Origin of the sequence: Micromonospora sp. NPDC005254 (genome assembly GCF_042872525.1) — a bacterium.
GTDB lineage: Bacteria > Actinomycetota > Actinomycetes > Mycobacteriales > Micromonosporaceae > Micromonospora.
On record NZ_JBIAKM010000002.1, the window covers coordinates 576318 to 589154 of the forward strand.

The 12837-nt window shown below is 68.7% G+C and carries 6 protein-coding genes and 2 pseudogenes; 6 read left to right on the top strand and 2 right to left on the bottom strand.

What is annotated here, in order from left to right:
* The first annotated feature begins 142 nt into the window (after nt 1–142).
* Both ACFYPR_RS08330 and ACFYPR_RS08335 read left to right on the top strand, forming a co-directional pair.
* Entirely contained in the window at nt 143–6949 is a 6807-nt protein-coding gene (locus ACFYPR_RS08330) for a polymorphic toxin-type HINT domain-containing protein (RefSeq protein ID WP_387259105.1), read from the top strand.
* A gap of 3 nt (nt 6950–6952) precedes the next feature.
* Nucleotides 6953–7378: a hypothetical protein gene (locus ACFYPR_RS08335; RefSeq protein ID WP_363939490.1), complete on the top strand. Its 426-nt coding sequence runs from the start codon at nt 6953–6955 to the stop codon at nt 7376–7378.
* A 615-nt stretch (nt 7379–7993) separates the two neighbouring features.
* Here the strand turns inward: ACFYPR_RS08335 and ACFYPR_RS08340 are convergent.
* A pseudogene (locus ACFYPR_RS08340) lies at nt 7994–8607 on the bottom strand (cellulose binding domain-containing protein); the annotation flags it as partial.
* Between ACFYPR_RS08340 and ACFYPR_RS08345 the strand changes: the two are divergent.
* From ACFYPR_RS08345 to ACFYPR_RS08355, 3 genes and pseudogenes are all read left to right on the top strand, one after another.
* Nucleotides 8603–8761 (top strand): annotated as a pseudogene (locus ACFYPR_RS08345) (aldo/keto reductase); the annotation flags it as partial. The pseudogenes ACFYPR_RS08340 and ACFYPR_RS08345 overlap by 5 nt on opposite strands.
* 125 nt (nt 8762–8886) lie before the next feature.
* Nucleotides 8887–9042 carry a hypothetical protein gene (locus ACFYPR_RS08350; RefSeq protein ID WP_363679006.1) on the top strand — a complete coding sequence of 52 codons (156 nt, stop codon included), beginning with the start codon at nt 8887–8889 and terminating at the stop codon, nt 9040–9042.
* Entirely contained in the window at nt 9042–10007 is a 966-nt protein-coding gene (locus ACFYPR_RS08355) for an N-acetylmuramoyl-L-alanine amidase (protein ID WP_387259108.1), read from the top strand. The genes ACFYPR_RS08350 and ACFYPR_RS08355 overlap by 1 nt, the downstream gene beginning before the upstream one ends.
* Nucleotides 10008–10172: 165 nt before the next feature.
* Here ACFYPR_RS08355 and ACFYPR_RS08360 read toward each other — a convergent pair whose 3' ends face one another.
* Complete coding sequence (locus ACFYPR_RS08360) at nt 10173–11315, bottom strand: cellulose binding domain-containing protein (protein WP_354855122.1); 1143 nt, start codon at nt 11313–11315, stop codon at nt 10173–10175.
* Nucleotides 11316–11615: 300 nt separating this feature from the next.
* Between ACFYPR_RS08360 and ACFYPR_RS08365 the strand changes: the two genes are divergently transcribed.
* Entirely contained in the window at nt 11616–12722 is a 1107-nt protein-coding gene (locus tag ACFYPR_RS08365) for an FAD-dependent monooxygenase (RefSeq protein WP_363938270.1), read from the top strand.
* The last annotated feature ends 115 nt before the right edge of the window (nt 12723–12837 follow it).

A 12837-nucleotide genomic window follows, 5' to 3' on the forward strand; every position in this document is an offset into this window, starting at 1 on the left:
CGGACCTCCTTGCCGGCCCCGAGCTGGTTCAGGTCGCAGGTCAGCGGATCCCGGGTCTTCTCCGGGTCGTTGCGGCAGGCCGCCTCGCGAGAGGCGGCCCGACGGCTTCTTCCGCTTATCCCCGACCACCCGTGGAGGGTTGATGTTCTCCCGACACCTGGGCGCCTCCGGCGTGCTGCAACGCCGGATCAAGCGACCCGTGTCCTGGGCGATGGCCGGCATGTTGGGCCTGACCTTCGTCCAGGCCGTCGAGATGCCTACCGCTGCCGCTCAGGGCAGCAACCGCCCCAAGACCGCCGACTCCGGCAAGGTCCTGCCCGAGCGGGACCCGCTGCCCGCCAAGCCCCGGAAGTCGAACGCCGCCGAGGCCGCGGCGACCACCAAGCCGGCGTCGGTCACCTGGCCGGCCGCCGGCGCCACCGAGATCGCCCTGCCGGTGCCCGCCTCGGCCGGCGCCCGGACCGTCGCGCCCGGCGCGGCACGCACCGCCAAGGCGGGCGGTCTCACCGTCTCCGTCGCCGCGGTGTCCGCGCCCGCGAGCGGCGCCGCCGGCACCGCGAGCAGGGTCGCCCCGGCCACGCCCCCCGGCAAGGTCCGGGTCGAGGTGCTCGACCACGGGACGGCTGAGCGCGCCAAGGTCGACGGTCCGGTCGTGCGGGTCGCCCGCACCGACGGCCAGCAGGCCGCCGGCGACGTGCGGCTCTCCGTCGGGTACGACGGGCTGGCCGGCGCCTTCGGCGGCGACTTCGGCAGCCGGCTGCGGCTGTCCCGGCTGCCCGAGTGCGCGCTGCGCACCCCCGAGCGCAAGGACTGCGCGGCCCAGCCGCTGCCGACCGTCAACGACGGCGAGAAGCACACCGTCTCGGCCGAGGTGACGGCGACGGACAGCGCCGGCAGCCTCTACGCGCTGACCGCCGGTGACTCGTCCTCCCAGGGCAGCTACGCGGCGTCGAAGCTCGCCCCGTCCTCGCAGTGGTCGGTGGCCCCCTCCACCGGTGGTTTCTCCTGGTCGTACCCGCTGCAGACGCCCCCGGTGCCCGGTGGCGGAGGGCCGGGCATCACGCTGGCGTATTCCTCGCAGTCGGTCGACGGGCGCACCTCGACCACCAACAACCAGGGCTCCTGGATCGGTGAGGGGTTCAACTACGAGCCGGGCCACATCGAGCGTCGCTACAAGGCGTGCGCCGACGACGGCCACAGCGAGGTCGCCGACCAGTGCTGGGCGTACGACAACGCCACCATCCTGCTCAACGGCAAGTCGACCGAGCTGGTCAAGACCGCCACCGGCTGGAAGTTCGCCTCCGACGACGGCTCCAAGGTGGAGAAGCTCACCGGGGCCGCCAACGGCGATCAGGGGACGACCGGCGTCGACGTCGGCGAGTACTGGCGGGTAACCACGACCGGCGGCACCGAGTACTACTTCGGGCTCAACCGCCTGCCGGGCTGGGTCTCGGGCAAGGAGGAGACGTCGTCGACCTGGACCGTCCCGGTCTTCGGCGACGACGCCAACGAGCCGTGCAACAAGCCGGCCTTCGCCGACTCGTACTGCAACCAGGCGTGGCGCTGGAGCCTCGACTACGTCAAGGACCGGCACGGCAACGTCACGTCCTACTTCTACGGGCGGGAGAGCAACTGGTACGCCCGGGGCAACCGCACCGACCTGAACGGGGTCGAGTACCACCGGGCCGGCTGGCTGAAGCGGATCGACTACGGGCAGAAGGACGGGCAGGTCTACACCACCAACGCCCCGGCCCGGGTGGTCTTCAGCACACTGGAGCGCTGCCTGCCCGGCGGCACGATCGACTGCGACGAGCAGGACCTGAACACCACCACCGCCCCGTACTGGCCGGACGTCCCGTGGGACCGCAACTGCGCCCAGGGCACCAAGTGCAAGGGCGACCAGATCACCCCCACTTTCTGGACCCGGAAGCGGCTGGTCGGCATCACCACCCAGATTCGGGGCGCGACCGCCTGGACCGACGTCGACAAGTGGGCGCTCGATCACCTGCTCATGGACAACAGTGACGGCAGCCGTACCCTCTGGCTCAACAAGATCACCCACACCGGTCTGGTCGGCGGCAGCGCCGCCATGCCGAGCGTGGAGTTCGGCGCCATCCAGTTGCCCAACCGGATCGACAGGACCGGCGACTTCATCGCTCCGCTGATCCGCTTCCGCCTGGCCACGGTCTACACCGACAGCGGCGGGCAGATCGACGTCAACTACGAGAAGCCGGACTGCACGGAGACCACCCTCCCGACCGAGGGCAAGAGCACCCGCCGCTGCTTCCCGGTGAAGTGGAACCCGCTGGGCAGCGGTAGCCAGGTCACCGACTGGTTCCACAAGTACGTGGTCAGCGCCGTGGTGGAGACCGACCGCACCGCACGCTCGCCCGACATGGTCACGAAGTACAGCTACCTCGACGGCGCCGCCTGGCGGAAGGCCAAGCCGGACGGGCTGAGCGACGGCAAGGAACTCACCTGGAGCGACTGGCGCGGCTACGGCCGGGTCCAGGTCACCAAGGGCGACGGTCAGACGCAGACCGCCAAGACCGAGTACCGCTACCTGCGCGGCATGCACGGGGACGACGACCCTGACAGCACCAACCCGCTCTCGGTGACTGTGACCGACTCCACCGGCGGCACCTACACCGACTACGACGAGCTCTCCGGTTATGAGTACGAGAGCAAGACGTTCGACGGCGCGACCGAGATCAGCAAGATGATCAAGACGCCGTGGCGGTACAAGACCGGCAGCGAGTCGCACGCCTGGGGGGCCAGCGAGTCGTACTTCGTCAACACCGCCAGCACCCGCGGCTACACCGCGCTCGCGGCCGGCGGCTGGCGGCAGACGAAGACCAGCACGACCTTCGACACCACCTACGGTCAGGCGTACCGGACCGAGAACGAGGGCGACGTCGACGTCACCGGCGACGAGGCGTGCACCCGCACCACCTACGTCACCGACGTGACCACCTACGGCGACAACAAGCCGGTCTACGTCAAGGACCTGGTCTCCCAGGTCGAGTCGGTGTCGGTCAAGTGCTCCGCCACCCCGAACCGGGCGACTCAGGTCATCTCGGACGACCGCACCTACTACGACGCGCAGGTGCTGGGCAAGGCGAAGGTCACCGGCAACGCCACCCGGACGGAGCGGCTGGCCATGCACGACGGCACGACGGCGACCTACACCCGGGTGGCGGAGGGCACCTTCGACGGCTTCGGGCGGCCGTTGACCGCGAAGGACGCGCTCGGCGCGGTCACCACCACCAGCTACGTCGAGACCAACGGCCTGACCACGCAGGTCACCGAGAAGAGCCCGCTCGGCTACGACACGGTCACCACGTACGCGCCGGCCTGGGGCAGCCCGACGCAGCAGGTCGACCCCAACGGGATGAAGAGCGTCCTGGAGTACGACCCGCTGGGCCGGCTGTCCAAGGTCTGGATGCCGGACCGCACGGGGGTCAGCGGGCTGACCCCGAACACCAAGTACACCTACCTGATCCGCACCGACAAGCCGGCGGCGGTGAAGACCGAGCAGCGGCGCAACGACGGCACCTACACCGTCGAGTACCAGCTGTACGACAGCCTGCTCCGACCCCGGCAGCTGCAGACCGAGGGTCCGGACGGCACCCGGCTGATCGCGGACACCTTCTACACCCCGACGGGCCAGGTCGAGCGGACGTACGACACCTATCAGGTGGCGGGTGCGCCCACGGACGTGATCTACCCGGCCGTGCCGGCGGACATGACCGCTCAGACGGCGTTCGTGTACGACGGCGCCGACCGGGTGAAGGCCACCATCTTCCTGGACGGCATCAGCGAGAAGTGGCGGACCACCACCACGTACGGCGGTGACCGGGTCTCGGTCGACCCGCCGGACGGCGAGACGCCGCGCACCACCATCTCCAACGCGCTCGGGCAGACCACCCAGCTGCTCCAGTACAAGGGCAACAGCCCGACCGGCGCGTACGACAAGACCGAGTACACCTACACCCAGTCCGGCCAGCTCGCGACGGTGAAGGACCCGCTCGGCAACCAGTGGGAGAACCGGTACGACCAGCGGGGCCGCAAGACCGAGTCGATCGACCCGGACGCGGGGCACTCGTACTTCTCCTACGACGACCAGGACCGGCTGACGGTCAGCACCAACGGCGTCGGCGCGTCGCTGAGCTACCGCTACGACGCGATCGGCCGCAAGACCGCCACGTACAAGGGCAAGGACCCGGACACGGGCCAGCTGCTCAGCGAGTGGCAGTACGACCTGGAGAAGCTCGGCCAGCTCTCCTCCACCACCCGGTACGCCCCGGACGGTGGCGCGTACGTCACCTACTACAGCGCCTACGACGAGCTGTACCGGCCGCACGAGACGTACTACCAGGTGCCGGAGCAGGCGGGCGCCGAGCTCGCCGGCCTGTACACCTTCGGCACGGAGTTCAACTTCGACGGCACGGTGCAGTCGGTCGGGATGTCGGAGGGCGGCGGCCTGCCGTTCGAGTCGATCGCCTACACCTACGATTCGCTGGAGCGGCTGAAGAGCACCAAGAGCGACGTCCCGTACGTCACCGACGTCGCCTACCAGGCGACCGGTGAGGTGCTCCAGTCCGAGGTGCAGCTCAACACGCAGCAGGTCTGGTCGACGTACGCGTACGAGCGGGCGTCGAAGCGGCTAAGCCGGTTCCAGCTTGGACGGTCCGGCGCGCCGGTCATCGACATCGACGCCAAGTACAGCTACGACGATTCCGGCAACATCACCCGGATCGAGGACACCCCGACCGGCGCCCGGGACGTGCAGTGCTTCACCTACGACTACCTGCGCCGGATGGACCGGGCCTGGACGTCGGGGAGCACGGCGACCGACCCCTGCGCCGGCGGCCCCAGCGTCACCGGGATCGGCGGGGTGGCCCCGTATCACCACGCCTACACCTTCGACGCGACGGGCAACCGCAAGACCGAGACCCAGTTCGCCGCGAACGGCACCTCGTTGCTCGCCCGCAGCTACGAGACCCCGCTGGCCGGCCAGGCCCGGCCGCACACGGTCGACAAGATGACCGAGACGACCCCGTCCGGGGACCGGCTCTACACCTACGCATACGACACCGCCGGTAACACCACCAAGCGCACGAAGGTCGGCGAGGACCAGACCCTGGTCTGGGACGCCGAGGGCAACCTCGAGTCGGCCACCGCCAACAGCAAGACGACGTCCTTCGTGTACGACGTCGACGGGTCGCGGATCCTTCGCAAGGAGCCCGGCACGACGACGCTCTACCTGCCGGGCATGGAGATCCGGCTCAACACCACCACCCACTCCACGGACGGCACCCGCTACTACCCGGTCCCGGGTGGCGGCAGCATCGTCCGCAAGCTCGACGGCGTCCGCTACGTCGCGCCGGACCACCACGGCACCGGCCAGGCGGTCGTCGACGAGGCAGGGGCGATCGTCAACCGGCGGACCACGCCGTACGGCGAGTCGCGCGGGACGCCGCCCGGCCCGGGGCAGTGGCCCACCGAGAAGGGCTTCGTCAACGGCAACCAGGACAGCAGCACCGGCCTGGTGAACATCGGCGCCCGCGAGTACGACCCGATGCTCGGCCGGTTCATCTCGATCGACCCGATCATCGACGTCAACGACCCGCAGCAGATGCACGGGTACGCGTACGCGAACAACAACCCGATCTCGTTCTCCGACCCGGACGGCCTGCGGGCCTGCTCCGACGACGCCTGCGGTCCGGGCGCCGACTACGAGGACATGTACGGCAACTACCACGACGTGCCCGGGCACAACGACGGTTGCCACGGCTGCTCGGGTGCGTACGACCCGCACGCGCCGGCCGAGAACCACCCGCGGACGAAGGACAACGGTGGCGGCGGCGGTGGCGGTGGCGGAGACGCGGCGGCGGCCGCGGAGAAGGCCCGGCAGGAGCGCATCGCCAAGGCGAAGGCCGTCCTCCTCGAGGCGGGCAAGGCGCTCGCCAAGATCGCGATGGACGAGCTGGGCATCACCGACGCACTCAACTGCATCACCAAGGGCGACGTCGGCGGCTGTGTCAGCACGGCGATCACGATCGCGAGCTCCTTCGTGGGCGGCATGCTGGGCAAACTCGCCAGCAAGTACGGCGCGCCGTGGAAGTGGAAGAAGGGCTACGAGCTCGGCATTCGCGTCAAGGACCTGCTCGGCAAACTGATCACCGGGGTCAAGGACTTCATCAAGGCAGGCAAGAAGGCCTGCGACAGCTTCGCCGCCGGAACTTTGGTGCTTCTCGCCGATGGCAGCACCAAGCCGATTGAGAAGCTGAAGCCCGGTGATCGTGTCGTGGCCACAGATCCGCTGACCGGGAAGACGGTAGCCAAGACGGTCGTAGCGACACACATCAACCTTGACCTTCACCTGACGGATTTGACTCTCGAGGTCGCCGGCGGGCAGTTCCTGGTGCAGGGCACGCAAACCCACCCGATCTGGAGCACAGATCGCAACGAGTGGGTCGACGCAGGGGAGTTGAAGGTCGGTGAGCAGCTGCTGTCGGCCGTCGGCAAACCGGTCTCGGTGAGCGCCGTCCGTTCCTACGAGGGCACGGAGGTGAGGTACAACCTCACCGTCGATGACATTCACACGTACTATGTGCTCGCTGGCAACACGCCGGTCCTCGTACACAACGCGAATGGAGATTGGTTCCCGGATCGGTCATTGCCCCGTGACCAGCACGGAAATCCCATCCCAGATAGCGAATATCCGCACACTCAGCTTGGTCGAAAGGAAGGGCGGAAGGGTAGTTACCCGCAGGCGCGCGAATTCGACGAGAACGGGCGCCCCGTGCGGGACATCGACTTCACGGATCATGGACGTCCCAATGTTCCCGGTCACACGAATCCACACGAGCATATTTGGCTCGAGAACGAGACTGGCGGCACGCTGAAGCGAGGTCCTGCGCAATCGTTCATGGAAGCGTGTTAAGTGATGAAATCGGTTCAATGTCCAATGCATCTTCCTGGTGGATCCCTGCTGTCGATCTCTGACGTGCTGGCTGCGTTCCCAGAAAATCGGTACGTTTGGGTCATCTTCGAGTTCTTCGGCGTTGGGCGTGCTCCTATGGGGATGGGCATGCCGGAGTTCGAAGATCGGGTTCGATCCGCCCCGAAGGGGCTGCAGATGACCTGGGCCGATCTTGAGGCTTTTGGGGTGGGCGTAACACAGGCCTTTGAATGCGAAATTGTTGCATTTCGGGCCGCTGATTATTATGGAGTGCAGTGCAATGTCGACCTAGCTGTTGCGAAAATATGCGCTCTTGACAGTACTGAGTGGTGTGTCTCTGTCGACGAAACCGCGGAGGAGTTCCGGTCGGTTTTGAATGCTGTCCGGCGCATTGCGGCGGAAACGAAATGACAGAAAATTTGATCGAACAGCATTTCAGTGGATGCTGTGGCCTGATTGGGTTGCCGTGAAGGTTGCCGCAACCGGGCCAGCCTTGTGTGGGTTCGGCGGGCACTAGCGGTCCGTGAGTGTGCTTCAGCCTGGGCCCGCCATGACAATCGACATGGCGGGCCCAGGCTGAGGCATCTACGGAGAGTAGGGCCAGAATTCTGGATCGTTCGGTGAGTTTCGACTCCATGATCGAGCCGGCCCGTCGCGAACCGACGCCGCGGCGGCGTACCCCGTTGATGGCATCGCACGACTCCAGAGCGAGGGCTGGGGCGGCCATGATGTCCTGCGCAAGTTCACCCGCCGGCGCCAGACTCGCCGGAGTTCGGGGACCTCGTCCTGCGCGATCCGGACGAGTGGATATTTGGCGAGGCCAATAGCGTCACACCGGCTGTGACCGGGTTGCGGATATCGGGTAGCGAGGGCCGTGACGCCATCTGCTGTGCGATCCAGACCTGGTGCACCCGGGTGCAGCTGACGGAGGTCGTATTCATCATGGTCCGACTCCCCGAAGGATCGGACGGAATGATGAGGGGGTGCGGTCCGCACGGACCGCGCCCCCTCCTCATACGCCTGGGATCAGGACTTCGTGCAGGCGGCCCCGTTGAGGGCGAAGCTGCTCGGCGCGCTGAACGAGCCGCTCATCGACGTCTAGTAGCCGAAGTTGGCGGTGTCACCCGGCGCGATGGAGCCGTTGTAGCTGACGTTCTTCGCGGTGACCGCTGCCGCTCTGGCTCACCGTGGCGTTCCACGAATTGGTGATCTGCTGCCCGGTCGGCAGGTTGTAGGCCAGCGTCCAGCCGTTGACGGTGCTGGAACCGGCGTTGGTGATCAGCAGCTCGGCGGTGAAGCCGTTGTTCCACACCGAGGTCGGCGGACTTCACGGTGCAGATGCCGCCCGCACGCGGCGGAGGCGTGGTGCTGGTCGGCGTCGGCGTCGCGGTGGGCGGCGGGGTGGTGCCACCGCCGGTGCTGACGTTATGCGAGAAGCCGCTGACCGCGAGCCCGACACCGCCCTGCCACGGCTCGAAGTCGGCCTGGATGCTGGTCAGGTAACAGTCCGCGGAGATCGCGCCCCAGTCCTTGGTGTCGTTGATAAACGTCATCGCGTCGAAGCTCAGGCTGGCGATCGGCTGGATCGGGCCCTGCCGGTTGAACCAGATCATGATCTCCATCTGGTTGACCCCGTCCTTGGCGCAGGTGGTGCTGCGCTGGCACATCGACCACGAGATCGTGGTGATCCCGAAGTCGGTGACCCCGGAGCGGATCAGCGCCAACTTCGACGTCTTCCACTTCTCGTTGACGGCGGAGGAAATGCGCGACATCGACGCGCTCGGCGACGCCTGAATCGGCGGATTCCTTCAAGGCCTGGCCCGGCCGTGAAGGGTATCGACATCGACGCTCATGACGGTATAGCGTGCCGTCATCACGCTCGTCGATGCGTGTGAACCCGTCGCCGCTGGAGGACCGCCATGGCCCGATCCCCGTCCGTCCGTCTGCGCCGTCGTGGGGTGCTCGGCATCCCCGCCCTGGTGGCCGCCGCGCTGACCACCCTCGCCGTCCGACCCGCACCGGCGAGCGCCGCGCCGAAGGCCGAGTGCCTGGCCGACCTGCTGCGGGACTCCTGATGGCGACCATTCCGTGGCTCGTGGACGTGCTGCGCGGCGCCGGAGTCCAGGTCGTCGTCGAGGGGGACTGGCTCAACCGGATGCGACCCGGCTCCTTCGACCCGATCGGGGTGCTCTGGCACCACACCGCCTCGACCTCCAGCGCCAGCAACCCACACCCCGCGCTCGGCATCTGCATCAACGGCCGCTCCGACCTGGCCGGCCCGCTCTGTCAGGCGCTCGTCGACTACAACGGCGTCTTCCACGTCATCTCCGCCGGCCGCTGCAACCACGCCGGGGTCAGCGGTGGCAGCGGACCCATCCCCGCCGGGGACGGCAACACCCTGATGATCGGGTGGGAGATCGACTACAACGGCGTCGACCAGGAGATGACCGCCGCGCAGTACAGCGCGTCGATCGCCGCGACAGCCGCCGTGCTCACCCGCCTCGGCCGGGACAGCAGCTACGCCCGCGGCCACCGGGAGACCAGCACCACCGGCAAGATCGATCCGTCCTTCATCGACCTGAACGTGATGCGCGCCGACGTCGCCGCGAAGATGGCCGGGGGTGGAACGGCGTGGTCCTCCACCGTGGATAACACGACCTCCGGCCGGTTCACCGCCAGCGCCAACTGGGGCGTGTCGACGTTCTCCAGCCAGCGGTACGGCGCCGACTACCGCTACGCCGACCCGGTCGCGGCGAGCGATCCGGCCTGGTACCGGTTCAACGTGCCGGCGACCGGCACCTACCGGGTCGAGGCGTGGTGGCCGACCAACAGCGGCTACAACAGCGCCACCCCGTACATCGTCGCCACCACCACCGGCAACCAGACGGTGTACGTGGACCAGCGCGCGACCGGCGGGCAGTGGCGCGTCCTCGGCACGTTCACCCTGCCGGCGGGCGACGCCAACCGGGTGGCGGTGAGCCGCTGGAGCAACGCGGCGGGCCTGGTCATCGCCGACGCCGTACGCCTCACCCGGGTCTGACCCTCGACGGCGCTGCCCCGGCTTGACGCGCCCGTCCCGGCTTGATCGACTCGACCTCCCGGAAGTCGGGGTGTCCCACGTGCGAGGATGCCCCGACTTCAAGGAACCCGAGTGGATCTACTGCGTGGTGGGGGCGCGACCGCATGGTCGCGCCCCCACGACAGTTCAGGCGCGGGAGCAGCTGGTGCCGTTGAGCGAGAAGCTGGTCGGGGACGAATACGACCCGCTCAGCGTGCCCTGGTAGCCGAAGCTGGCCGTGCCGCCGGGCGCGATCGACCCGTTGTGGCTCACGTTCCGGGCGGTCACCGCGGATCCGCTCTGGCTCACCGTGGCGTTCCAGGCGTTGGTGACCGTCTGCCCGCCGGGCAGGTTGTAGGTAAGCGTCCAGCCGTTGATCGCGCTGGACCCGGTGTTGGTGATCTGCACGTCGGCGGTGAAGCCGTTGTTCCACGAGTTCGCCGTGTACTTCACCGCGCAGCCCGAGCTGCCGCCCGGCGGGGGCGTGGTCGGTGGCCGGGTGGTCGGCGGCGGGTTGGTGGGCGGGGTGCCGCCGCCGTTGACGTTGGCCGAGAACGAGGTCACCGCGAGACCGACGCCCCCCTGCCACGGCTCGAAGCCGGCCTGGATGCTGGTCAGGTACCAGGAGTTGGTGATCGCGCCCCGGTTGCGGGTGTCGTTGATGAAGTCCAGCACGCTGAAGTTCAGGCTGGAGACCGCCGACGACGCGACGTAGGAGATGACGTTGTTGGAGCCGTTGCTGCCGCGCCACACCTCCCAGGTCCGGCCGGCCAGGTTGGTCGTGCCGACCACCGAGCCGATGGGCTGGATCGGGCCCTGACGGTTGAGCCAGATCATGATCTCCATCTGGTTCACCCCGTCCCGCTTGGGCGACGGGTCCAGCCAGATGTCGTACGCCGCGTCGTAGGTGGCGCCGCTGACGTACCGGTAGGAGATGCTGCTGGTGGCGCTGCTGATCTGGCTCACCTGGATCGGCAGGTTCGTGCCGGGGGAGCAGTTGGTGTAGTGACAACCCAAGAAGATCGACGGGTACGCCGTGGGCGCCCCGTTGGTGGGGCTGCTGCCGTTCTGCGTGGTGATCTCGAAGCCGTTGCTGGTGACGTTGATGCACTGCTGGGCGGAGGTGCCCCAGCGGTTGTTCTGCACGACGTAGCGACCCTGGATCACGGTCGAGCCGTACTGTTCGCAGATCTGCGTGTCGGCGGAGGCGCTGCCGCTGAGGGCCACGGCGACGAGCGAGCTGGCGACCAGCAGCCCGGCGGCGGCCAGGACCCGAAGTTGACGTTTCATGACGCTCCTTGACTCGGCGCGTGCCGGGCGCCGGCTGTGGTGGGGTGGTGCGGGAGCGCTCCCACGCTCAACGACACATTTACATGCTTGAAACCGAGGCGCAACCGCCCGCGTCAAACTGGTGAATTGTGAGGATCGCCATCCTGCCGCCGAACGGGCGTCCAAGGGCGGCCAGCTAAGCGGCGCGGACGGCCGAGGAGCCGCTCGGGCGGGCCGATCGGGCTCTGGTGTGCGCCGATCGCTCCGAGTAGCGTGTTGCCTCCGACGCGTGCCGTTCCCCCTCCGGAGGCGTACACCACCATGCGTAGCTCCCCCCTGCGCATTCTCATCGTCGGCGCGGGCATCGCCGGCCTGGCCGTGGCTCGGGCTCTGCGCCTGGCGGGCTTCCGACCGGACGTCACCGACAAACTGCCGCCGGGGGAGTCGACCGAGACCGGCCTGTACCTGCCCGGCAACGCCGCCCGCGCGCTGCACCGGCTGGACCTGCACGACCCGGTCCGACCGCTCGGGCAGGTGATCCACCGGCAGCGCTTCTTCGACGCCGCTGGGCTGCCCCTCTGCGAGGTGGACCTCGACGCCCTCTGGGGCGGCGTCGGCGAGTGCCGGGCGCTGCCCCGGGCGGACCTGCACCGGGTGCTGCTCAGCGGCGCCGGCGGCGCCGTCCGACACGGCGCCGAGGTCCGCACCCTCGATCTGCTCCCGCGCGCGGTCGGGGTCACCTTCACCGACGGCACCAGCACCGAGTACGACCTGGTCATCGGCGCCGACGGGCCGCGTTCCTCGGTCCGTGCCCTGGCCGCGCTCGGCGGGCCACCCCGCCCGGCCGGGCATGTGGTCTACCGGGCCGTCCTGCGTGACGGCCCGCCCGTCACCGACTGGACCGCCCTGCTCGGGCAGCGCTCTGGTCTGCTGCTGGTGCCGATCGGGGAGGGGCGGCTGCACTGCTACGCCGACGAGGCGGGCACCGAGCCGCCCGCCGACCCGCTGGCCCGGCTGCGCGAACTCTTCGCCGACTACCGGGGCCCCGTGCCCGAGGTGCTGGCGATGCTCGACCGGGTGCACGCCGGGATCACCGACGAGGTCGAGCTGGGCCGCTGGTACCGGGGGCGGGTGCTGCTGGTCGGCGACGCCGCGCACGCCACCGCGCCGACCCTGTCCCAGGGTGCCGCGATGGCCCTGGAGGACGCCGTGGTGCTGGCCGAGTCGCTGCGCGCCGCCGGCAGCGTGGAGGCGGCGCTGGTGGCGTACGAGAGTCGTCGTCGCCCGCGTACCCGCTGGGTGGCCGACCGGACCCGGGACCGCAACCGGACCAGGGACGTGCCGCCGGCGCTGCGCGACCCGCTGCTGCGCGGACGCGGCGGACGGATCTTCGGGGAGCATTACCGGTTGCTGGTCGGCCCGCTGTAGGCCCGTAGTAGATCGTGTCACGCCACCCCACGCGGCGCTGCGACCTGCCGGGGACTATCCTCCTTGCGGATGACGGCCCGCCGATAAACAGCGTGTGCCGAGCGGGACAACCGAG